The organism is Longimicrobium sp. (assembly GCF_036388275.1).
In the GTDB taxonomy this organism is placed as follows: Bacteria; Gemmatimonadota; Gemmatimonadetes; order Longimicrobiales; family Longimicrobiaceae; genus Longimicrobium.
On the sequence record NZ_DASVSF010000002.1, the window covers coordinates 120,225 to 141,661 of the forward strand.

The 21,437-nt window shown below is 70.0% G+C and carries 15 protein-coding genes; 8 read left to right on the top strand and 7 right to left on the bottom strand.

The genetic code is table 11. The annotated features are described in order from the left end of the window. Positions 1-6: 6 nt before the first annotated feature. Positions 7-1,545 (bottom strand): M20/M25/M40 family metallo-hydrolase, encoded by a 1,539-nt coding sequence (locus VF632_RS00575; RefSeq protein ID WP_331020888.1) that lies wholly within the window; start codon positions 1,543-1,545, stop codon positions 7-9. 322 nt (positions 1,546-1,867) lie between these two features. On the opposite strand from VF632_RS00575, the gene VF632_RS00580 reads away from it, so the two are divergent. Next, positions 1,868-3,070 (top strand): acyltransferase, encoded by a 1,203-nt coding sequence (locus VF632_RS00580; RefSeq protein ID WP_331020889.1) that lies wholly within the window; start codon positions 1,868-1,870, stop codon positions 3,068-3,070. Positions 3,071-3,668: 598 nt separating this feature from the next. On the opposite strand, the gene VF632_RS00585 is transcribed toward VF632_RS00580, so the two are convergent. Beyond that, positions 3,669-5,384 (bottom strand): AMP-binding protein, encoded by a 1,716-nt coding sequence (locus VF632_RS00585; RefSeq protein WP_331020890.1) that lies wholly within the window; start codon positions 5,382-5,384, stop codon positions 3,669-3,671. A 244-nt stretch (positions 5,385-5,628) separates the two neighbouring features. On the opposite strand from VF632_RS00585, the gene VF632_RS00590 reads away from it, so the two are divergent. The 5 genes from VF632_RS00590 to VF632_RS00610 all read left to right on the top strand — a co-directional run bounded on the left by VF632_RS00590 (position 5,629) and on the right by VF632_RS00610 (position 10,227). Continuing rightward, positions 5,629-6,507 (top strand): SDR family oxidoreductase, encoded by an 879-nt coding sequence (locus tag VF632_RS00590; protein ID WP_331020891.1) that lies wholly within the window; start codon positions 5,629-5,631, stop codon positions 6,505-6,507. Continuing rightward, complete coding sequence (locus VF632_RS00595; RefSeq protein ID WP_331020892.1) at positions 6,507-7,481, top strand: TIGR03885 family FMN-dependent LLM class oxidoreductase; 975 nt, start codon at positions 6,507-6,509, stop codon at positions 7,479-7,481. Before VF632_RS00590 ends, VF632_RS00595 begins: the two co-directional genes overlap by 1 nt. Further along, entirely contained in the window at positions 7,478-9,127 is a 1,650-nt protein-coding gene (locus tag VF632_RS00600; RefSeq protein ID WP_331020893.1) for an alpha-amylase family glycosyl hydrolase, read from the top strand. Before VF632_RS00595 ends, VF632_RS00600 begins: the two co-directional genes overlap by 4 nt. A gap of 260 nt (positions 9,128-9,387) precedes the next feature. Beyond that, a complete protein-coding gene (locus VF632_RS00605; RefSeq protein ID WP_331020894.1) occupies positions 9,388-9,579 on the top strand; it encodes a hypothetical protein in 192 nt (63 codons plus the stop codon). Positions 9,580-9,582: 3 nt separating this feature from the next. Further along, on the top strand, positions 9,583-10,227 hold the full coding sequence (locus tag VF632_RS00610; RefSeq protein WP_331020895.1) for a hypothetical protein: 645 nt from the start codon (positions 9,583-9,585) through the stop codon (positions 10,225-10,227). Positions 10,228-10,578: 351 nt separating this feature from the next. Here VF632_RS00610 and VF632_RS00615 read toward each other — a convergent pair whose 3' ends face one another. From VF632_RS00615 to VF632_RS00630, 4 genes are read right to left on the bottom strand one after another with little or no spacing between them, the layout of a single operon-like run. Further along, positions 10,579-11,895, bottom strand: a complete 1,317-nt coding sequence (locus VF632_RS00615; RefSeq protein WP_331020896.1) for a hemolysin family protein — start codon at positions 11,893-11,895, stop codon at positions 10,579-10,581. Then, positions 11,895-14,168: a PAS domain-containing sensor histidine kinase gene (locus tag VF632_RS00620; protein WP_331020897.1), complete on the bottom strand. Its 2,274-nt coding sequence runs from the start codon at positions 14,166-14,168 to the stop codon at positions 11,895-11,897. Before VF632_RS00620 ends, VF632_RS00615 begins: the two co-directional genes overlap by 1 nt. 4 nt (positions 14,169-14,172) lie before the next feature. Then, entirely contained in the window at positions 14,173-16,038 is a 1,866-nt protein-coding gene (locus VF632_RS00625; protein ID WP_331020898.1) for a CheR family methyltransferase, read from the bottom strand. Further along, on the bottom strand, positions 16,035-16,628 hold the full coding sequence (locus VF632_RS00630) for a chemotaxis protein CheB (RefSeq protein WP_331020899.1): 594 nt from the start codon (positions 16,626-16,628) through the stop codon (positions 16,035-16,037). Before VF632_RS00630 ends, VF632_RS00625 begins: the two co-directional genes overlap by 4 nt. Positions 16,629-16,875: 247 nt before the next feature. Between VF632_RS00630 and VF632_RS00635 the strand changes: the two genes are divergently transcribed. Beyond that, a complete protein-coding gene (locus VF632_RS00635; protein WP_331020900.1) occupies positions 16,876-17,907 on the top strand; it encodes a chemotaxis protein CheB in 1,032 nt (343 codons plus the stop codon). Positions 17,908-18,136: 229 nt separating this feature from the next. On the opposite strand, the gene VF632_RS27995 is transcribed toward VF632_RS00635, so the two are convergent. Continuing rightward, the gene (locus tag VF632_RS27995; RefSeq protein WP_349263954.1) at positions 18,137-18,358 is read right to left on the bottom strand and encodes a DUF4160 domain-containing protein; all 222 of its coding nucleotides are present in this window, start codon (positions 18,356-18,358) and stop codon (positions 18,137-18,139) included. Between the two features lie 247 nt (positions 18,359-18,605). Here VF632_RS27995 and VF632_RS00640 point away from each other — a divergent pair, with 247 nt between their 5' ends. Further along, on the top strand, positions 18,606-21,260 hold the full coding sequence (locus VF632_RS00640; RefSeq protein ID WP_331020901.1) for a DUF5916 domain-containing protein: 2,655 nt from the start codon (positions 18,606-18,608) through the stop codon (positions 21,258-21,260). The last annotated feature ends 177 nt before the right edge of the window (positions 21,261-21,437 follow it).

Below are 21,437 nucleotides of genomic sequence, written 5' to 3' on the forward strand. Positions count from 1 at the left end.
TCCCGTTCAGCGGGGCATGGTCATCACGGCCGCGATGGATTCGATGCCGTCCCACAGGTTCTGCAGCCGCAGGTTCTCGTCCTCGGCGTGCTGGTTGTTGTCGTGGTTCACGATGGGCAGCGTGATGGTGCGCGCACCCGGCAGCGCCTCGCTGATCAGGGAAAGCGGCAGGCTGCCCCCCAGCGTGGGCACGGCATACACGGGGTCGCCCGTGGTGGACTGCACGGCGCGCAGCACGGCGCGGGAGATGGGCAGGTCCATGGGCGTGCGCTCGGCGTTGTAGCCGCCCGGCCTCACGATCACCCGCGCGATCCGGGCGTGCGCCCGCCGCTCGTCCGCGGTCGGCGCACGGTCCAGCACCAGGTAGCCCTGCGCCCGGATGAAGTCCGCCAGCCGCTGCGCCTGCCGCCGGTGGTCGTTGCCGCGAACCAGGCGCAGGTCCAGCACGGCCGTGGCTTCGGTGGGGATCACGTTGCGCGCGCCCGCCGTGATTCCGCCGCTCTCGAAGCCGTTCACGTTCAGCGACGGCTGCGCGATCAGCTCCGTCAGGGTGCGGCCCGCGCCCTCGGGCGCGGCGATCCCCAGTTCCGTGCGGAGCTGCTGATCGTACGCCGGAAGGGCGCGCATGGCCTGCGTTTCCACCGACCCCAGGGGCTCGACGTCGTCGTACCAGCCGGGGATCAGCACGCGGCCGTCGTCGTTCTTCATCGCCGCCAGCAGCTGGGCCAGGCGCATGGCGGGGTTGGGCGCCCAGTTGCCGTAGTGCCCGGAGTGCAGCGGGCGCACGGGCCCGTACACCGTCACCTCCACGTTCACGTCGCCGCGTACGCCGAACACCACCTGCTTGTTGCCGTTCTGGTGCACCGGCCCGTCGACGATGACCCACGCGTCAGCGGCCAGCAGCCCGGCGTTCCGCGCCAGGATGCTGGTCAGGTGCGGAGAGCCCGCTTCTTCCTCGCCCTCGAAGAAGATCTTCAGGTTGGATGTAGGTGTGGCCCCGGACGCCCGCAGCGCGTCCACCGCCGACAGGATGGCCATCACCCCGGCCTTGTCGTCGGACGACGAGCGCGCGTACAGGCGCCACTCGGGATCGATCGGCTGGCTGGCGGCCGGCAGGGGCACGGGTCGGCCGCCGCGGTCCGCGCGCGCCGACAGCAGCACCGGGCGCCAGGGATGCGTGACCGTCCACTTGCTGCTGTCGGTGGGCTGGCCGTCGTAGTGCGCGTACAGCACCAGGGTGCGCGTGGCTCCCGGCACCATCCACTCCCCGTATACCGACGGGGGAGCCGTGGAATCCGCCGCTTCCATCAGGCGTGGACGCAGCCCCCGGCGCTCCATCATCGCCACGAGATGCGCGGCGTTGCGGCGAATGTTCGCGCGGTCGCTGGCCACGTTGGGAATGGCGAGCAGGTCCACGTACTCGCGCAGGATGGCGTGCTCGTTGGCGCGGGTCCACTCGCGGACGGACGGCGTCTGCGCGGCCGCGGGTAAGGCGAGGGCGAGCGAGAGAGCTGCGGCGAGGGAAACGCGGCGCATCATCGGCATGGACGCGGGTTGGAAGAGCGTGTGTGAATGGCGAATGGTCGTGCGAAGAGGCGGCTCGCGCAACCGTGGTGCCCCTCCCCCGGCCCCTCCCCGCACGGAACTGCTGTGCGGAGAGGGGGGAACTTCGTTCAATCTCCGTTCGCCTTGTTGCACCCGCCGCCGGTTCACTAAACTACGGGGCTGTCCGCCGGTCCCCACGAGCGTCATCGATACGCACATCATCCGAACGCAGCCCACAGGAGACGGTGATGCGCGGCACGCTCGAGGGCTGATGGGGGCCATGGAAGGCCCGCGTGCCCGGCGACCGCTGGGCCGCGCGGCCATGCCGAACCCCCGCCGGAGAGACCGTCTCCTTTCCGCGCTCTCCCGCAGGACCAGCTCTGGCCGGTTCATCCCCGAAATCGACGGCCTTCGCTTCGTCTCCATCGCCCTGGTCGTCCTCTTTCACCTGGACGTGTACGTGGCCGGGAGCTCCACGGCCGCCTACGCCGTTCCCCCGGACGCGGAGCCGCTGGCGGGCATGGTCCGGCACGGCAGCTGGGGCGTGCACCTGTTCTTCATCATCAGCGGGTTCGTGCTGGCCCTGCCCTTCGTCTCCTACCACCAGGCGGGAGGAGAGAAGGTGCGGCTGCGTGCCTACTTCGCCCGGCGCCTGACCCGGCTGGAGCCGCCGTACGTCGTGGCCGTGCTGGGGACCTTCATGATGGCGCTGGCGGTGCGTCCCGGCGGCCACGCCCCGTCCGCCGCCGAGCTTGTCGCGCACCTGCTGTACCTGCACAACGTCGTCTACGGGTGGATGTCCACCTTCATCACCATCGCCTGGTCGCTGGAGATCGAGGTGCAGTTCTACCTGGCCGCGCCGGTGCTCGGAAGGCTGTTCTTTTCCATCGGCCACACCCTGCGCCGCCGCGCCGCCATCGGGGGCGCCGCGCTGCTGGCCATCGCGGCGCAGGTGGTGCTCGCGCGGACGGGGATCGCGCTGCCCCGCACCCTCCTGCTCTACATCCAGTTCTTTCTCGCGGGTTTTCTCCTGGCCGACGTGTACGTGACGAGCTGGAAGGGTGCGCCGAGGCACGACTGGCGATGGGACGGGGTGTGGATCCTGGGCTGGGCGGGAATGCTGGCCGCCGTGCGAAGCCCGTCACCCGCAGTGCTGGCCCTGGGCTTTCCCGCGGCCGCGCTGGCGACCTTCGCGGCCACCTTCCGCGGGATATGGTTCCGGCGCCTGCTGACCAACCCGTGGATCGTCACCATCGGCGGGATGTGCTACACCATCTACCTGCTTCACAACCCGGTGATCGTCGTCGCGGGGCGCTTTTCGACCCGGTGGCTGCGCGGGGACGACTACGGAGTAGACCTGCTGCTGCAGGCGGTGACGGTGCTGCCCGCGGTGCTGCTGGTGAGCACCCTGTTCTTCGTGCTGGTGGAGCGCCCCTGCATGGACCGGCACTGGCCGCGCAAGCTGCATGAGCGGTTCCGGCCGTCCACCCCCGAGGTGAACAAAGTTTTCCGCAAAACCCCGTAACTCAATTCGTACTTTTCGCCCTACGCACTTCAGCCCTGGCGCCCCGACTTCATCTGTCATCCAGAGGCCCGGGCGCACCGAACCTGCCCGCAGCACATTCTACGCGGGCCGAAGGATCTAGCCTGCGTCACTCCTGAACCAAGGCGCGGCAGCGGCACGGAACTCCGGATCTCGGTGCGGGACCGGAGACGCACCCGGCGCCAGCCTCGCTCCGGCCGTTGAATTCAACCGCCCCGGACAGGGCTGCGCTTGTCGCTCCGCTCTTTCCCACGCACCAAAAAACCCGAAGTGTACCCCCTCTCCCACGCTGTTTGTGGGAGAGGGTGGACGAGCCTGAGCGAGGACGGGTGAGGGCCCCACGGCAGCCGAGGCCTTGGCTACCGTGACCGCTGCCGCGCCCGGGCTGGTACGTGTCCGCGGCTAGATCCTTCGGCCCGCGTGGGATGAGGTACGGGCCGGTGTGGTGCGCTCGGGCCTCTGGATGACACGGCCCCGAGGATTGGTCGGGCTGGCGTTCGACGCCCCGCCCCTGAATGACAGAACCGCGCCGGGACGATGCCTCGTCCCGGCGCGGTTTCGGTGTAGAGCGAGGCTGAGGCTAGATCTTCGCCGCCGTGGGGGCCGCGCCGGGGGCGCGCAGGTCCTTGCGGATGATCTTGCCGATGGGGCTCTTGGGCAGCTCGCTGCGGAACTCCACCTGGCGCGGCACCTTGTACGCCGCCAGCGACTCGCGGCAGTGCTTGATCAGCGCGTCGTCGGTAAGCGACGCGTCCTTCTTGACCACGAACGCCTTTACCGCCTCGCCCGAGTGCTCGTCGGGCACGCCGATCACCGCCACCTCGAGCACGCCCGGGTGCGCGGCCGCCACCTCTTCCACCTCGTTGGGATACACGTTGAAGCCGCTGACCAGGATCATGTCCTTCTTGCGGTCGACGATCTTGAAGTACCCGTCCTCGTCCATCAGCGCCACGTCGCCCGTGAACAGCCACCCGTCGCGCAGCACCTTGGCGGTCTCTTCCGGCCGCTGCCAGTAGCCCAGCATCACCTGGTCGCCGCGGCAGATCAGCTCGCCCGGCTGCCCCAGCGGCACGTCGGCGCCCGACTCGTCCACGCAGCGCACCCAGGTGGAGGGAAGCGGAATGCCGATGGTCCCTTCCTTGACCTTGTGCACCGGGTTGAAGCTCACCACCGGCGACGCCTCCGTCAGGCCGTAGCCTTCGACCACCGGCGTGCCGACGACCTCCTGCCAGCGCTTGGCCACGGAGCCGTGAAGCGCCATCCCGCCGGCCACGGACAGCTTGAGCTTGGGCGGGTTCTGCCGGAACCACTCCTCGTTCGCCAGGGCGTTGAACAGCGTGTTCACCCCCGAGAACCACGAGATCTTGTACTTCGCCAGCGGCTTCTGGAGGTTGGAAGGCGGCCGCGGGCTGGGAATCAGCACGTTGTGCCCGCCGATCTGGTAGAAGAGCAGCAGGTTGACGGTGAACGCGAAGATGTGGTACAGCGGGAGCGCCGTCAGGATGGACTCCGTCCCCGCCTTCAGGTACTCGGCGTTCATCTCGATCATCTGGGCCGTGTTCGCAAGCAGGTTGCGGTGCGAAAGCATGGCCCCCTTGGAGACGCCCGTGGTGCCGCCCGTGTACTGCAGCGCCGCCAGGTCGTCCAGGTTCACCCCGTCCAGGTACTTGCGCGTGTCCGTTCCCGACGCCAGCGCCGCCCGGCCCGCCTTGAGCGCCGCCTGGAAGGTGGTGTGCGGAACCGTCGTAGGCGGAAGCTGCTTCTTGGCGTACTTGAGCACCGCGCGGATCAGCGTGCCCTGCAGCGCCGAGAACCACTCGGTGATGCGCACCGTCACCACCGTCTCCACCTTGGTCTTGGGCAGCACCGGGGGGAGCCGGTCGGCGAACAGGTCGCTGATCACCAGCACCCGCGCCCCCGAGTCGCTGAACTGGTGCACCATCTCGGGCGGCGTGTAGAGCGGATTGGTGTTCACCGCCACGCACCCGGCCTTGAGCACCCCGAACAGCACCACGGGGTAGGCCAGCGAGTTGGGCATCTGGATGGCCACCCGGTCGCCCGCCTTCAGCTTCAGCGTTTCGCGCAGGTAGGCCGCGAACTCGTCGGAAAAGCGCTCCGTCTGCTCGTACGTAAGCACGCCCGCCATGCCGTTGGGCATCACCTGCGTGAACGCGGGCGTGGTGGCGTAGCGGGCGGACTGCTGCCGCACCATGTCGGGCAGGTGCTTGTACGGGATGGGGCCGATGTCGGGCGTGGAGCCGGGCGCGTAGTGCGAAACCCACGGACGGTCGCTCATTCCTGCCTCCTGAGGGGTGAGAAGGCTGCTGCCCCGGGTGGCTGGGGGCCAATTCCTCCTAGCTTACACAAAACCCACTGCTGGCGCCAGACGGACGTACGTTCGCAATGAGCACTACTCAGGATGGTGCGCGCGGCGAGTTCCCGAACAGCAGTTTTTATCTGTGCTCGGGCGGGTACGGTCCCTGCAAACGGTCCCGCTCCCGATTTTCGCCAACACGCACTCCGAGCAGGAGTTACGAACCATGCTGGACCGCGATCCGATGTCCGGGCCCAAGGTGTCGAAGAAGGACACCGACCAGCCGTACCCCGGCACCGACAAGGACATGAAGCCGGGTGCCGACCACGGCGAGGAAAGCTACACGGGCTGCGGAAAGCTCGAGGGGCTGGCCGCCGTAATCACCGGCGGCGACAGCGGCATCGGGCGGGCGGTGGCCATCGCGTTCGCCAAGGAAGGCGCCGACGTCGCCATCAGCTACCTGAGCGAGGAAGAGGACGAAGACGCCCAGGAGACGAAGCGCCAGGTAGAGGCCGCGGGCCGGCGCTGCCTCGTCCAGCGGATGGACGTACGCGAACGGCAGGCGTGCTTCGATTTCGTGCAGGCCGCGGCCAAGGAGTTCGGCCGGCTCGACGTGCTGGTGAACAACGCCGCGTACCAGATGGAGCAGCCGTCCATCCACGAGATCACCGAAGAGCAGCTCGACCGTACCTTCCGCACCAACATCTTCGGCTACATTTACATGGCCCAGGCCGCGCTGAAGCACATGAAGGCCGGCGCCTGCATCATCAACACCGGGTCGATCACGGCCATGGAGGGCAACGCGGGGCTCATCGACTACTCGGCCACCAAGGGCGCCATCCACACCTTCACCAAGACGCTGGCGCAGAGCATTTCCGACGACGGCATCCGCGTGAACTGCGTGGCGCCCGGCCCCGTGTGGACGCCGCTGATCCCCGCCACGCTGGAGCCCGAGCACGTGGCGAAGTTCGGGGAGGACACCATGTGGAAGCGCCCCGCGCAGCCGGTGGAGATCGCCACGGCGTACGTGTACCTGGCCTCGTCCGACGCGCGCTACATCTCGGGCGAGGTGATCGCCATCACCGGCAAGACGAGCACGCGCTGATGGCCCGCATCGGCTACCACGCCAGCCACGAGCAGTACGCGCCCAGCCGCCTGCTGAAGTACGTACGGCAGGCGGAGCAGGCCGGTTTTCAGAGCGGCATGTCGTCGGACCACTTTCACCCCTGGGGCGAGGGCCAGGGGCACAGCGGGTTCGCGTGGAGCTGGCTGGGCGCGGCGCTGCAGGCCACGTCGCTCTCCTTCGGCGTGGTCACCGTGCCGGGGGGATGGCGGTACAATCCGGCGATCATCGCGCAAGCCTCGGCCACGCTGGCGGAGATGTTCCCCGGCCGCTTCTGGATCGCCCCCGGCAGCGGCGAGCAGCTGAACGAGGGGATCGTGGGCGAGCGCTGGCCCCCCAAGGCTGAGCGGAACGCGCGGCTGCGGGAAGCGATCGACGTCGTCCGCGCGTTGTGGGCCGGGGAGACGGTGACGCACCGCGGGCTCGTCGTGGTCGAGGAGGCGAAGCTGTACTCGCGCCCCAAGGAGCCGCCCAAGATCATCGGCCCGGCGCTTTCGCCCGAGACGGCGGAGTGGATGGGCGGCTGGGCCGACGGGCTGGTGACCGTCGTCGGGCCGCGCGAGTCGATGCAGAAGATGATCGACGCGTTCCGCCGCGGCGGGGGCGAGGGCAAGCCCATCTTCCTGCAGGCGCAGCTCTCGTTCGCGCGGACGGAAGAAGAGGCGACTCGTGGTGCGTGGGAGCAGTGGAAGACGGTGAAGCTGCCCAGCCCCGTGCTATCCGATCTGCGGCTTCCCTCGCAATTCGACGCCGCGGGCGAAAGCGTGCGCCCCGAGGACATGAAGCAGAAGATGCGCGTCTCCGCCGACGTGGAGCAGCACCTGGCGTGGCTGGCGGAAGACGTGGAGATGGGGTTCGAGGAGATCAACCTCCATTGCGTTCACCGCCAGCAGCAGGAGCGCTTCATCGAGGTGTTCGGTGAGCGCGTGCTGCCGCAGCTGGCGAAGTCGGGATGAGCGACGGGCGGGAGGGCGCGGTCACGGCGGCGCCGCTGTTCGCGGGCGGGAACGAGGGGAGCGAGCCGCGGTGGTGGCAGCGCGGGGTCATCTACCAGGTCTATCCCCGCTCGTTCCAGGACAGCAACGGCGACGGGGTGGGCGACCTGCCGGGCATCCTGCGGCGGCTGGAATACCTCAAGTGGCTGGGAGCGGACGCGGTGTGGATCAGCCCGTTCTATCCATCGCCCATGCGCGACTTCGGCTACGACGTCACCGACCACGAGGCGGTCGACAAGGCGTTCGGCAGCATCGTCGACTTCGACGCCGTGGTCCGCGAGGCGCACGCGCGGGGTATCCGTGTCATCCTGGACTTCATCCCCAACCACACCTCCAACCGCCACCCCTGGTTCCTGGAGTCGCGCCTTTCGCGCGAGGCGCCGCGCCGCGACTGGTACATCTGGCGAGACGCCGCGCCCGGCGGCGGCCCACCCAACAACTGGCGCAGCGCGTTCGGCGGCAGCGCATGGGAGTGGGACTCGCACACGCGGCAGTACTACCTGCACACCTTTCTGCGCGAGCAGCCGGACCTCAACTGGCGCAACCCGGCCGTGGAGCGCGCGATGCACCACGTCGTGCGCTTCTGGCTGGACCGCGGCGCCGACGGCCTGCGGGTCGACGCCGTGCAGAAGGTGATCAAGGACCACCTGTTCCGCGACGATCCGCCGAATCCCGCGTACGTCGAGGGATCTGACGACCCCTACGATGCACTGCTGCACGAGCACTCGTCGGACCAGCCGGAGATCCACGACGTGATCGAGCGGATGCGGGCCGTGGTGGATGGATACGGCGGCGACCGCGTGATGATCGGCGAGATCTACAACGAGGTGGAGCGGATCGTCGCCTACTACGGCCGCGACGGTCGGGGGGTGCACTTTCCCTACAACTTCCAGTTGATCAAGCTGCCCTGGGACGCGCGGGTGATCGACGCGGCGATCCGGCGATACGAGTCGCTCCTCCCCCCTGGCGCGTGGCCCAACTGGGTGCTGGGCAATCACGACCGCGCCCGCGTGGCCAGCCGCGTGGGCCCGGCGCAGGCGCGCGTGGCGGCCATGCTGCTGCTCACCCTGCGCGGCACGCCGACCCTCTACTACGGCGACGAGCTGGGGATGCGGAACGTCGACATCCCACCCGAGCGCGTGCAGGACCCGTGGGAAAAGAACCTCCCGGGCCGCGGCCTGGGGAGGGACCCCGTCCGCACGCCCATGCAGTGGGACGGCTCCCGCAACGCGGGCTTTTCCGACGTTGAGCCGTGGCTCCCCCTCTCGCGCGACTGCTCCCGCGTGAACGTGCGCGCGCAGGAGCGCGACCCCACGTCGATGCTGACGCTTCACCGCGCCCTCCTGGCTCTGCGCCGGCGAGAGCCCGCGCTGTCCATGGGGGACTGGGCACCCGTGCAGGCGGAGGAGAGCGTGCTCGCATTCACCCGTTCGCACGGCGGCACGCGCTTCCTGGTTGCGTTGAACATGGGCCCCGAGCCGGCGTCGCTGCGCGTCGGGGGACCGGGAACGGTGGAGCTGGGGACGCTGCCGGGAAGCGAAGGGCAGCCGGTGGACCGCACCCTCCGGCTCCGCGGCGACGAAGGCGTGATCGTGCGGCTGGCGTAGGTGCCCCTGATGGAAACGGCCCGGTCGTCCGCGTGACAACTGGGCCGTTTCCTGTTTCCATGCCGCTCCCGCCATCGCGAGACCGTCCCCCGGCAAAGGATCGTCTGCGGAAAACCCTCATCTTCGCAAGCTTCCGTACTGCTCCGTGCCTTTTCACGCCGTACAGGACACTTCTGCGCTCTTTTCCGACCCCTTCACACCTGGTCGGAGGCACATACATTGGGGAGAACGTGCGTCCACTTGATCGATCGAGGTCGGAGATGAAGAAGCAGTATCCCACGGTGTTGAGAGGGGATGATACGGGCCGACTCAACCGCGAGGAGGTGGTCGCGGCCATCATTCGTGTGCGCGCCGCCAAAGACGCCGCGGCTGCCGCAAAGAGGCGCGAGGCGGCCGAGGCACGGAAGGCCGTGAAAGCGCAGAAGCGGCGCGGCCCCGAAGAAAGGTCGTGAGCCATGCTGCCGGGCACGGATTACGAGCGGAACATCTTTCTGAACTGCCCGTTTGACGACGAGTACCAGCCCCTCTTTCAGGCGGTGATATTCGCGGTGCTCACGTGCGGATTTCGGGCGAGGTGCGCGCTCGAAGCAGATGATGGCGGCGAGGTGAGAATCGTCAAAATTCAGCGCATCATCCGGGATTCGCAGCTCGGGATCCACGACATCTCGCGAACGGAGCTCGACCTCGCCACGGGACTTCCCCGCTTCAACATGCCTTTCGAACTCGGACTCTTCCTCGGCGCGCGGGAGTTCGGGGCGGGCCTGCAAAAAAGGAAGCGGGCGCTGATTTTCGACATCGAGCGATACCGGTTTCAGAAGTTCTGCTCCGACATCGCCGGGCAGGACATCAAGGCACACGAGGGCAGCCCAGAGAAAGCAATCCGCGCCGTACGCAACTGGCTGGCGACGGCGCTGGACGGGTCGGCGCTGCTCCTGTCGGCGGGAGAGATGTGGCGGCGCTCCTTAACCTTCACTGGCGATTTAGCCGATGTCTGCGAGGTACTCCAACGCGATGTTCACGATCTTCAGTTCGTGGAGCTGCGCACGCTTGCCGAGGAGTGGGTGGACAGATTCCCGCTGCCAATGCGATCAGGCCTCTGACTTGGCGACCACGCCCGGCTAGCACTCCTGGCGTGTCTCATCCCCTACTGCGACGGCTGTGTCCGGCGGCGGGAGCGGGTAGGGGGGACGCACGGGCGGGCGGGGTGCGTCCGGCCGAAAGTGCTCGCGGGCTCGTTGCCGCAGTTCCTCGGTGCGCCGCTGCAGCTGGCGCACCGTTGCTCGCGCGATGGCGATGCGGACGTTCAACTCGTCGGTCGGGTACATGCACGCGCCACAGCGCCAGCGCCATGCCCCGTGCGGAACATGCCGGGCGCCGTGCGGGGCCGTGGCGAGAGATCCCGGCTGGCTTCGCTCCGAACACGCCCCGCCGTCCGCCCGCTCTGAGAAGCCCTATTCGCCCGCCGGTCGCTTCTCGTGCCGCGGGGACGGGATGACGAGCACCTTGTCGATGCGGTTGCCGTCCATGTCCACCACCTCCATGCGGTGACCCTCGCTGGTGAAGTGGTCGCCCGGGCGGGGGACGTGGCCCAGCGTGGTGAAGATGAAGCCGCCCACCGTGCGGTACTCGCGGTCGTCGTCACGGCGCTCGGGCAGGTCCATGGCCTCGCGGAACTCGTCGATGGAAAGCGACGCGTCCACCAGCACCGACCCGTCGTCGCGCCGCACGATGGCCGGCGTGGCCGCGCTGCCCGCCATGTCGCCCGTGATCTCCTCCAGCACGTTGTTCAGCGTCACCAGCCCCTCGGTGCCGCCGTACTCGTTCACCACCACCGCCAGGTGCACGCCGGATTCGCGGAACAGCTCCAGCACGCGGAGCGCGCGCGTGCTCTCGGGGACGAACAGCGGCTGCTTGAGGTACGCGCGCAGGTCGTCCACCGGCTGGCCCGAAAGCCCCGCCGCCCACAGGTCCTTGGCCTCCACGATCCCCAGCACCCGGTCCAGCTCCCCGTCGCACAGCACGTAGCGCGTCAGCGGGGCCGCCACCATGCGGGCGCGGTTGGTTTCCGGCGCGTCGTTCACGTCCAGCCACTTCACCCGGTGGCGCGGCGTCATCAGGTTCACCACGCGCTGGTCGCCCAGCCAGAACACGCGCTCCACCAGGTCCTGCTCCTCCTCGTCGAACACGCCCGCCTGCGTGCCCTGCTCCAGCAGCACGTTGATCTCGGCCTCGGTCACCGGGGGCTCGTCGGACTCCTTCAGCCGCAGCATGCGCATCACCAGGCCGGTGGACCCGGTGAGCACCCACACGAGGGGCGAGGCGATGCGCGACAGCACGTTCATGGGCCCGGCCACCATGGCCGCGATGCGCTCGGGGTGGTTCAGGCCGATCTGCTTGGGCACCAGCTCGCCGATGATCAGCGAAAAGTAGGTGATGCCCAGCACGACGAGGGTGATGGCCAGCCCGTCGGCGTAGGGGGCGACGGCGGGATACCCCTTGAGCGTCTCGGCCAGCGGCTCGGCGATGCGCGCGCCGCCGAAGGCGCCGGCCAGCGTGCCGACGAGGGTGATGCCTACCTGCACCGTCGCCAGGAAGCGCTCGGGGGTTTCGGCCAGCTCCAGCGCGCGCCGCGCGGCCGCGTCGCCCTTTTCGGCGCGCTGCTGAAGGCGCGTCTTGCGCGCGGAAACCACGGCGATCTCGCTCATGGCGAACACCCCGTTCGCCAGCAGCAGCAGCAGGACGAAGCCGATCTCGGTACCGATACCCATCAGGTGGAAGCCAAGGGGATGGTGAAGTAAAAGGTGCTGCCCTGGCCGGGCTCGCTTTCGGCCCAGACCTGGCCACCGTGGCCCTCGGCGATGGAGCGCGAGATGGCCAGCCCCAGCCCCGCGCCGGCGCCGCGCCCGCGCTGCGCCTGCCAGAAGCGGTCGAACAGCCGCGGCAGGTGGTCGCGCTCGATCCCCGGGCCCGTGTCGCGCACGAAGAACCGCACGACCCCCGCGCCCTGCACGGCGCCGATCTCCACCGATCCACCCGCCGGCGTAAACTTCAGCGCATTCCCCACCAGGTTGCTGAACAACTGCAGCACGCGGCCGTAGTCCGCCGACACCGCGGGCAGGCCGTCGGACGTGTGGCAGGTGAGCGAAACCCCGCGCTCCCCCGCCAGCGGGCCGAACATCTCTTCCGCGGCGGTGGTCAGCACCCCGGGCACGATGGGGCGCCGCTGCATGGGCATTTCGCCGCTTTCGAACGCGGCGACCTCCACCAAGTCCTGCACCAGTGCGTTCATCTGCTCGGCCGAGCGGCGGATGACGCCCACCTGCTTGCGGTCGCGCTCGTCCAGGCGCCCGCTGCCGAACTCGTCGAGCACCGTGGCCGCCAGCATCACCGCGTTGATGGGGTTGCGCAGGTCGTGCGACACCACCGCCACCACCTCTTCGCGGGCGCGCACCGCCTGGCGCGCCTCCTGGTACAGCCGCGCGTTCTCCACCGCGAGCGCGGCGCGCCGGGCCACCTCTTCGGCCACGGCCAGGTCGCCGGCATCGTACGGGGAGCCGCCGGTGCAGGCCAGCGAGATGGTGCCCAGCGTTTCGCCCTTGGCGCGGATGGGCACCACCATGGCCGACGACAGGCCCAGCGCGACCAGCATATCGCGATGCTCCGGCCCCGTGCACATCCGGTCCAGCAGGCCGTCGTTCACGTCGGCCGCCAGCTCGGGCCGGCCCGTGCGCAGCGCCTGCACCACGGGATGAGTGGGCGACTCCGGGTCTACCGGAAAGTGCCGCAGCATTCCACGCACCATCTCTTCGCGCGCGGGGTCGGCGTGCGCCACGCCCAGCGCCCGCGCCGATCCCCCGCCCTCGCGCACGTGGACGATGCAGTAGTCGGCCAGGGTGCCGGCGCACACGCGGGCTACCTGCTGCACCACGTCGCGGTACTCCAGCGACGACGACAGCACCTCGCCCACCTCGGCCAGGAAGCGATCCGTCTCTTCGGCCTCGAGCGCCCCGGTGACGTCGGTGAAGGTGAGGACGGCGGCCACGATCTCGCCGCCGGGGCCGTGCACGGGCGCGGAGCTGCAGCGAAGGACGACCTCGGCGCCGTCCTGGCGGCGGATGCGGAAATCCTCGTCCACCACCGTTTCGCCGTCCAGGAGCGAGCGGGCCAGGGGATAGCTGAGCGTGGCGATGGGACGCCCCTCCGCGTCCAGCGCGCCGTAGCCCTCGGCGTACTCCGCCAGGTTTACCCCGTGCGTGGGCGCGTGGCCCAGGATGGCCTCGGCCGCGGCGTTGTGGCGGACGATCCGCCCCTGGATCGCCTCGGCGATCACCACGCCGCTGGGCATCTGCCCGATTACCGCCTCCAGGAACCCGCGTTCGCGCTCGGCGGCCTCGTGCGCGGCCTCTTCGCGGACCAGGGCGCGCTGGCTTTCCTCGGCGCGCGTGCGCTCGCTGACGTCGCGAAGAATCCAGCGCAGCGCGGTGATGTTCCCGCTGTCGTCGTGCACGGCGGTGACGGTGCACGAAACGTCCACTGCCTCTTCTGTGCGCCGGGGGCGCAGGCGCACCTCCCAGTCGTCCACGCGGCCCAATTGCACCGCCTGCAGCAGGCGCGAGCGGAAGTCGCGCCGGGCCTCGACGACCACGAACACGCCCAGCGGCTTTCCCTTCAGGCGGGCGGGCGGCACGTTCAGCAGCGCCGAGGCGGCGAAGTTGGCCTCACGGATTGCGCCTTCGGGGGTGGTGACCAGGTAGGCGTCGGGGGCCTGCTGAAAAAGCTCCAGGTAGCGAAGGCGCTCGGCCTCCACCGCCGCCTGCGCGGCGATCAGCTCCTCGTTCTGCAGGCGGAGCTCTTCTTCGCCGACGTGCAGCTCCTCGATCAGCGTGAGCATCGATTCCAGCGCCTCGTCCATCAGCGGGCCGGGGACCCCGGCCTCTCCGGACGCGCGCCTGCGCAGGTCGTCCACCATTCGGCGCGACGCGCGGACCCGCCTTCCGGCCGACCCGTCGGGCCGCACGTCGTCTGCCTCCGGGCGCGCCATCGCCTCAGCCGACCTGCGCGGGGCGCTCTTCCACCACGATCACCGCGCCGCGCACGTCCTGGCCCGCGGCCACCAGGGGTGTGACGGTCACCTCGCAGGTGATGGCGCGGCCGCGGCGGTTCACGGCGTCCAGCATCAGCGTTTCGCCCGCGGAGCGCGCGTCCAGCACGGCGCGCAGAACGCCCTTCATCCGCTCCACCGGCAGGCCGATGTCCAAGTGAAGGAAGGGCTGGTCCTGCACCTCGTCGGGCCGCAGCCCCCACAGCTGCGCCATCCGGTCGTTCCACAGCCGCACCAGCATCTCGCGGTCGAGCACCACCACGCCGGCGCGAAGGCTGGCGAGCACCGAGGCCAGGTACACGTTCGACTGCTCCAAGGCCTCGCTGCGGCGCTGCACCTCGTCGTTCAGCGTTTCCATCTCCTCGTTGGTCGACTGGAGCTCCTCGTTCATGGTCTCCAGCTCTTCGTTGGTGCTCTGCAGCTCCTCGTTGGTCGTTTCCAGCTCCTCGATGGTGCTCTGCAGCTCCTCGTTGGTCGTTTCCAGCTCCTCGTTGGTGCTCTGCAGCTCCTCGAACGCCGTTTCCAGCGCCTGGTTGGCGTGCTCCACCTCGGCCTGCAGGCGCGTGTGGCGGGTGACGTCGATGAAGGACACGGACACGCCCAGCGGCGCGGCGTCGGCGCTGCCCAGCGGGCACACCTGCACGTCGAAGCTGCGCACCTCGCCGTCCGGCCCCGGCTGCTCGATGCCGCTCAGGTACACGGGGTGGCGCTCCGCCAGCACCTGGTCGATGCGCGAACGCAGTTCCACCGGCCGGTACGACACGCGCAGGTCCTGCAGCGGGCGCCCCAGGTCGGCGGCACCCAGGGCGAACAGCTTGCGGGCCGCCTCGTTGGCCAGCAGCAGGTCGCCCCCCGGCCCCACCACCAGCTGCGCCGAGGGAAGCGCGTCCAGGGCCGCGTCGCGCAGTTCCAGCTGCTGCGCCGTGGGAGACGTGCGCTGCGCCCCCGCGCCCCCACGACCCAGCATGAACAGCCGCTCGCGGATGCCGGACGGGGCCCTGCGGAAGATGCGGGCGCCCAGGTTGGCCGGCGCGAACAGGCTGGCGTGGGCGCGGATCATCTCCGCCCGGCCCAGGAACAGCAGCCCCTCGGGCTGCAGGGCGAAGTGGAAGCGCGCCAGGATGCGGCCCTGCACCTCGGAGTTGAAGTACATCAGCACGTTGCGGCACACCAGCAGGTCCAGGTGCGACATGGGTGCGTCCTGGGCCAGGTCGTGCCGCCCGAAGATCACCTGCCGCCGCAGGTCGCTGCGGAACGTCCATCGCCCGGCCGTGGGTTCGAAGTACTTTTCGCGGAACCCCTCGGGAAGCCCTTCCAGCTCCTTGTCGGCGTATACCGCGTGCCGGGCCTCGGCCAGCGCCTCGTTGTCGAGGTCGGTGGCGTACACCTTTACCTGGTGGCGAAAGGCGTCTACGCCCATGGCCTCGGCCAGCAGCATCACCAGCGTGTACGTTTCCTGGCCGGTGGCGCACCCCGCGCTCCAGATGCGGATGGGCTGCCCACCCTGCTTGCGGTCCAGCAGCGCGGGAACGAAGTCGTCGCGAAGCGCGGCCCACGCTTCCTCGTCGCGGAAGAACGAGGTGACGTTGATGAGGATGGTGTTGAACAGCGCCTCGAACTCGCCCGGGTGAACCTCCAGGTAGTCGCGGTACGCCGGATAGCCCTGCACATCCACCGTCTGCATGCGCTTGTCGACGCGCCGCTGCAGGGTGGTGCGCTTGTATCCCGAGAAGTCGAAGCTCCGCATGTCCCTGAGGAACACCAGCAGTTCCTCGAACTCGGGGTGCGCCGCGGGCGCCGTGGTCGTCATCCGTGCGGGTGGTTCAGGGTTTGAAGCAGGGCGACGAGGCGCGGGGCGATCTCGGCCAAGGGGAGCACTTCGTCCACTCCCCCGGCCAGCGAGGCGGCGCCGGGCATGCCATATTCCTCGGACGTACCCTGGTCCTGTGCCAGCACCGTGCCGCCGCCGCGACGAACCTGCACGCAGCCGACGGCGCCGTCCTGGCCGCGCCCCGTGAGCACCACGGCGATCACCGGCTCGCCCGCCGTGGCCAGCGAGCGGAGGAGCACGTCGGCGGACGGACGCGAAAAGGCGACCGGCGGTGCGTCGCTGAGCGCCAGCGTCCGGGCGGCGGTGATTTCCAGGTGGCGCCCGGGCGGGGCCACGTACACGTGCCCGGCCGCCAGCGTGGCGCCGGCGACGGCCTCGCGAACGCGGAGCGGCGTGCGCTCTTCCAGGATGTGCGCCAGCTGGCTGGCCCGCGCTGGCTCCAGGTGCTGCATCACCAGCACGGCCGCGGGAAAGTCCGCCGGCAGCGCGCCCAGCACCTCGCTGAACGCCTGCAGTCCTCCCATGGACGCGACCATCGCGACCACCGGAACCCGAAGTGGAGCGGTCATCCAGGCATGCGGGCGAGGGAGCCGGTTCGCAATGACCGAAAGTGTGCGGATTCGGACCGCGCGGCGATGGAGCAGGCGGGCGCGTGCTGGCCGGGACGGGTATGATCGCAAGGTGCGCCGCGGCGTAAGAAATGTCAACCTGTGGCCCCGGTTGCGGGGCCGCCGCACGGGTCTTGCTGTTCGGGAGGAAACAAACGGGCGCGGCGCCCGTGGGTGAGCCGACCAAAAGCTGCAAGGGAACTGCCGGGTGGCTGAACGCGACATCGTGGTGATCGGGGCATCGGCGGGCGGGGTGGAGGCGGTGGCGACCCTGGCCGGGGCGCTGCCGAAGGATCTTGCCGCCGCGGTGTTCGTGGTGGTGCACTTTCCCGCGCACGCCACCAGCGTGCTGCCACGCATCATCTCGCGCCGTGGCGGATTGCGGGCCGAGCACGCGGTAGACGGCGCGCCCATCGTGCCGGGATGTGTGTACGTGGCCCCGCCCGACCGCCACCTGCTGGTGGAGCGCGGGCACATGCGGCTGGTGCGCGGCCCGCGCGAGAACAACGCGCGGCCCGCGGTGGACCCGCTGTTCCGCAGCGCGGCGCGCGCGTACGGGGCCCGGGTGATCGGCGTGGTGCTCACCGGCAACCTGGACGACGGCACGGCCGGGCTGATGGCCATCCGGTCGGCGGGCGGGCTGACGGTGGTGCAGAGCCCCGACGACGCGCTGTACCCGGGCATGCCCACCAGCGCCATCGCCAACGTCGACGTAGAGCACGTGCTGCCGCTGCCGGAGATCGCCGCGCTGCTGGCGGCGCGGGTGGGGGAGCCGGTACAGGACCAGGAGGAGGGCGCCGTGGCGCGGAAGCAGGCGGACGAGGTGGGCATCTCGGAGATGCGGCGCGAGAGCATCGAGGCCGAGCGGGCGGGCGTGCCGTCGGGGTTCGCCTGCCCCGAGTGCAGCGGGGTGCTCTGGGAAACGGCTGACGACGGCCTGCCGCGGTTCCGCTGCCGGGTGGGGCACGCGTACTCCATCGAAAGCCTGCTGGCCGGCCAGGGCACCGCGCTGGACGCGGCGCTCTGGGCCGCCTATCGCGCGCTGGAAGAGCGGGCGGCGCTGACGGAGCGGATGGCGGATCGGATGCGCGAGCGGGGACAGGCCCGGCTGGCGGACCGCTTCGCGGAGCAGACCACCGAAACCCGCGTTCGCGCGGACCTCATCCGCCGCGTGCTGCTGACGGCCCCGGAAGAGATTCCCTTCGTGGAGCCGCAGCCCGAGCGCAGTGCATCGGACTGACCGGGGCCCCCTCAATCACCGGAACCTGTCGTCCTGAGGCCAAGCCACTCCGCACCGGCACGCACACGCCACCACGCGGGCCGAAGGATCCAGCCGCGGCCACGTACCAGCCCGGGCGCGGCAGCAGTCACGGCAGCCGAGGCCTCGGCTGCCGTGGGGCCCTCACCCGGCCGGGCTGACACGCGTGCCACCTCTCCCACGAACAGCGTGGAGAGGGGGTACACTTCGGTTATCGGAGCGCGGCCGGACGGGGGAGCGCCCGACCAGGCCCGGTCCCGGCGGTTGAATTCAATTCCCACCCGCCGTACCCACCGCTGTCCTGTGATCGCACTGGACTCAGCCACACCTTGGCCTTCTTGCTCTCCCGTTCTACGTGACCGTGGGGCGGCTCGTTGCCATCCGCCGCGAAGAAGAATATACGATACGGCCCACTCCGAAGAACCGTTGGCATCACCGCCTCCCCCGACGTCGATCATTTTCCCGGCAACGAATGGGCCAGCTCAGGCCGTCCACTCCGTTCGCGCAACAGTTTTTCGCGTGCGCAAGTCAAGCCGTGGTCTTGTTTTGCACGGGCGGTGGCGGGACGCGGATGAGGCACGCGACGGCGGGTGAGACCGGCGGATGCGGATGGTACCCCTCCAGCGTCCGCACCGCTATCTTACACGGCTGCTACAACGCCTTTCGCGATGGACGAAAACGTGGATCGATCGGCTATCCTGGCGCGCGCCGCGGCATGCGCTTTTTTCGCTGCCCTGCTGGCCGCCGCCCCCGCCGACGCGCAGGACGGCGCGCGCAAGCGCCATTCGGCCGTGCGGCTGACCGGCGCCGCGCCGCAGATCGACGGACGCCTGGATGACGAGGCGTGGGCCGCCGCGCCCGTGCTTTCCGACTTCGTGCAAAAGGAGCCGGTGCAGGGCGCCCCGCCCACCGACCGCACCGAGGTGCGCTTCGTGTACGACGACGAGGCGCTGTACGTGGCCGCGCGGATGCACGCCGCCGATCCGGCTTCCATCCAGGCGCCCGTCACGCGCCGCGACGAAGGATACCAGTCCGAGCACCTGCTGATCTCGCTGGACACCTACCTGGACCGGCGCACGGCGTACACCTTCGGCGTCACCGCCGCGGGGGTGCGGCTGGACTGGTACCACGCCACGGACAACGAGGACTCGCGCGACATGTCGTTCAACCCGGTGTGGCGGGCGGAAGCGCGCGTGGACACGGCGGGATGGACGGCGGAGATGCGCATTCCCTTCAGCCAGCTTCGCTTCAACGACGTTCCCGCGCAGGTGTGGGGGATCAACCTGGACCGGTGGATCCCCTCGCGCGAGGAAGACGACTACTGGGTGGTGATCCCCCGCGGCACGCAGGCGTGGGCCTCGCGCTTTGGCGACCTGGAGGGGATCGGCGGGGTGCGGCCGGCGCGGCGGATCGAGCTGATGCCCTACGTGGCGGCAGAGGGAACCCGCTTCGGCGCGGTGGACCCCGACGACCCGCTGGTGGAGCAGCGGTCGGGCGCCATGCGCGTGGGCGGCGACGCCCGCATCGGGCTGGGGAGCAGCCTGACGCTGGAGGCCACGCTGAACCCCGACTTCGGGCAGGTGGAGGCAGACCCGGCCGAGGTGAACCTGAGCGCGTTCGAGACGTTCTTCCCGGAGCGCCGCCCCTTCTTTACCGAGGGGCTGCGCTACCTGCGGACGGACCAGCCCGGCTACTTCTACTCCCGGCGCATCGGGGCCGCGTCGCGGGTGCGGCTGGACGCCGACTACGTGGATTATCCCCGTGCCAGCACCATCCTGGGCGCGGCCAAGCTCACCGGGCGCACGCAGCGGGGGCTTTCCGTCGGCGCGCTCGCGGCGGTGACGGACGCGGCCGAGGCGCGCTACGTGGACGAGGACGGAGAGATCCGGCAGACGGGCGTGGCGCCGCGCACCGGGTGGGGCGTCTTTCGCGCCGTGCAGGAGTTCGGGCCGTCCACCTCCACCGCGGGGGTGAGCCTGACGGCGCTGCGCCGCGACACGGAGCCGGGCGGGCTGATCGCCTCGTTCCTGCCGCGCAGCGCCTTCAGCGGCGGCGCCGACTGGAACCTGCGCTTTGGCGGCGGCGACTACGAGGTGCGCGGGTTCGCGGGCGCCAGCGTGGTGGAGGGCGACACGGCCGCCATCCGCCGCGTGCAGACGGCGGTCGCCCACTACTTCCAGCGGCCGGACCGCGACTACGCCGTGCTGGACCCCACGCGGGAAGCGCTGGCGGGATACACGGCCGGCATCGGCATCGAGCGGCTCAACGCGCGCCACTGGCTCTGGGAGGCGCGGGCGTTCGCCATTTCGCCCGGCTTCGACGTCAACGAGGCCGGCCGCATGTTCGTGGCCGACTACGTGACCGCCGACGGCGAGGTGACCTATCGCGAGACGACGCCGCGCGGCCCGTACCGCCGCTACTCGATCACGGGGCGGATGGAGAACGGGTTCGACTACCAGGGCATCCGCCGCCACGGCGTGGTGCACGGCGCGGCGAACGTCACCTGGAGCAACTACTGGCAGAGCTCCATCGAGGCGCGCTCGGAACTGCGCCGGTACGACGCATCGGCCACGCGGGGCGGGCCGCGGCTGGGGCTGGGGCGTACCTGGGAGATCGAGGCGGACCTGGAAAACCGCGGCTCCTCGCGGTTCCGCTGGGGCGGGGGCGTCGGCATCGGCGGCGACGAGCAGGGGGGCCGGGGGTGGGGGATCGGGGGCGGGATCGGTGCCTCGCCGGGACCCAACTGGCAGGTGTCCGTTGAGCCGCGGTACGAGCGCGAGCGCGAGGCGCGGCAGTACGTGGCCAACCTGTCCGGCGGTCCCGCGGCCATGCTGGGCCGGCGCTACGTCTTTTCATCCATCGACCGCAGCACCCTGGCGGCGCCCGTGCGGCTGGCGTACACCATGAGCCCGGACCTGTCTCTGGAGTTGTACGCCGAGCCGTTCGCCGCCAGCGGCCGCTACCACCGCTTCGGCGAGGTGCCGCGGCCGCGCTCGTTCGACCTGGACCTGTACGGCGAGGACGGCCCCATCCGCTCGTGCCAGCCGAGCGATCCCGCGCCGTGCTCGCCGGGCTCGCACCTGTTCACGGCGACGGAGGATGGAGAGCCGGACCAGGTGGCGCGCGACTTCAACGTGCGCTCGTTCCGCAGCAACGCCGTCATGCGCTGGGAGTGGCGGCCGGGGAGCACGCTGTACCTGGTGTGGCAGCAGGACCGCTCCTCCAGCCTGGACAACGGCGACTTCGTGGGCCCCGGCGCGCTGGGCGACGCGTTCGGGGCGCCGGGGAACAACTTCCTGGCGATGAAGGTGACGTACTGGCTGCCGGTGAAGTAGGGGAAGTGCGTGAGTGCGTGAGTGCGGAAGTGAACGGCCCCGGTGCGGTGTGCCCTGGGGCCGTTTGCTTTCAGCGCACTAACGCACTAACGCACTGACGCACTGACGCACTCCTCCCCTCGGTTGCGCGTCGCGGCCGGGGGGCTTACTGTAGCCGCCGCCCGAACCGGTTCATCT

Excerpts from the sequence above, each read along its gene's own strand:
- VF632_RS00615 (WP_331020896.1), bottom strand. The coding sequence starts at position 11,895 with ATGGGTATCGGTACCGAGATCGGCTTCGTCCTGCTGCTGCTGCTGGCG.
- VF632_RS00620 (WP_331020897.1), bottom strand. The coding sequence starts at position 14,168 with ATGGCGCGCCCGGAGGCAGACGACGTGCGGCCCGACGGGTCGGCCGGA.
- VF632_RS00610 (WP_331020895.1), top strand. The coding sequence starts at position 9,583 with ATGCTGCCGGGCACGGATTACGAGCGGAACATCTTTCTGAACTGCCCG.
- VF632_RS00595 (WP_331020892.1), top strand. The coding sequence starts at position 6,507 with ATGGCCCGCATCGGCTACCACGCCAGCCACGAGCAGTACGCGCCCAGC.
- VF632_RS00630 (WP_331020899.1), bottom strand. The coding sequence starts at position 16,628 with ATGACCGCTCCACTTCGGGTTCCGGTGGTCGCGATGGTCGCGTCCATG.
- VF632_RS00605 (WP_331020894.1), top strand. The coding sequence starts at position 9,388 with ATGAAGAAGCAGTATCCCACGGTGTTGAGAGGGGATGATACGGGCCGA.
- VF632_RS27995 (WP_349263954.1), bottom strand. The coding sequence starts at position 18,358 with ATGCCAACGGTTCTTCGGAGTGGGCCGTATCGTATATTCTTCTTCGCG.
- VF632_RS00625 (WP_331020898.1), bottom strand. The coding sequence starts at position 16,038 with ATGACGACCACGGCGCCCGCGGCGCACCCCGAGTTCGAGGAACTGCTG.
- VF632_RS00585 (WP_331020890.1), bottom strand. The coding sequence starts at position 5,384 with ATGAGCGACCGTCCGTGGGTTTCGCACTACGCGCCCGGCTCCACGCCC.
- VF632_RS00575 (WP_331020888.1), bottom strand. The coding sequence starts at position 1,545 with ATGCCGATGATGCGCCGCGTTTCCCTCGCCGCAGCTCTCTCGCTCGCC.
- VF632_RS00590 (WP_331020891.1), top strand. The coding sequence starts at position 5,629 with ATGCTGGACCGCGATCCGATGTCCGGGCCCAAGGTGTCGAAGAAGGAC.
- VF632_RS00580 (WP_331020889.1), top strand. The coding sequence starts at position 1,868 with ATGCCGAACCCCCGCCGGAGAGACCGTCTCCTTTCCGCGCTCTCCCGC.
- VF632_RS00600 (WP_331020893.1), top strand. The coding sequence starts at position 7,478 with ATGAGCGACGGGCGGGAGGGCGCGGTCACGGCGGCGCCGCTGTTCGCG.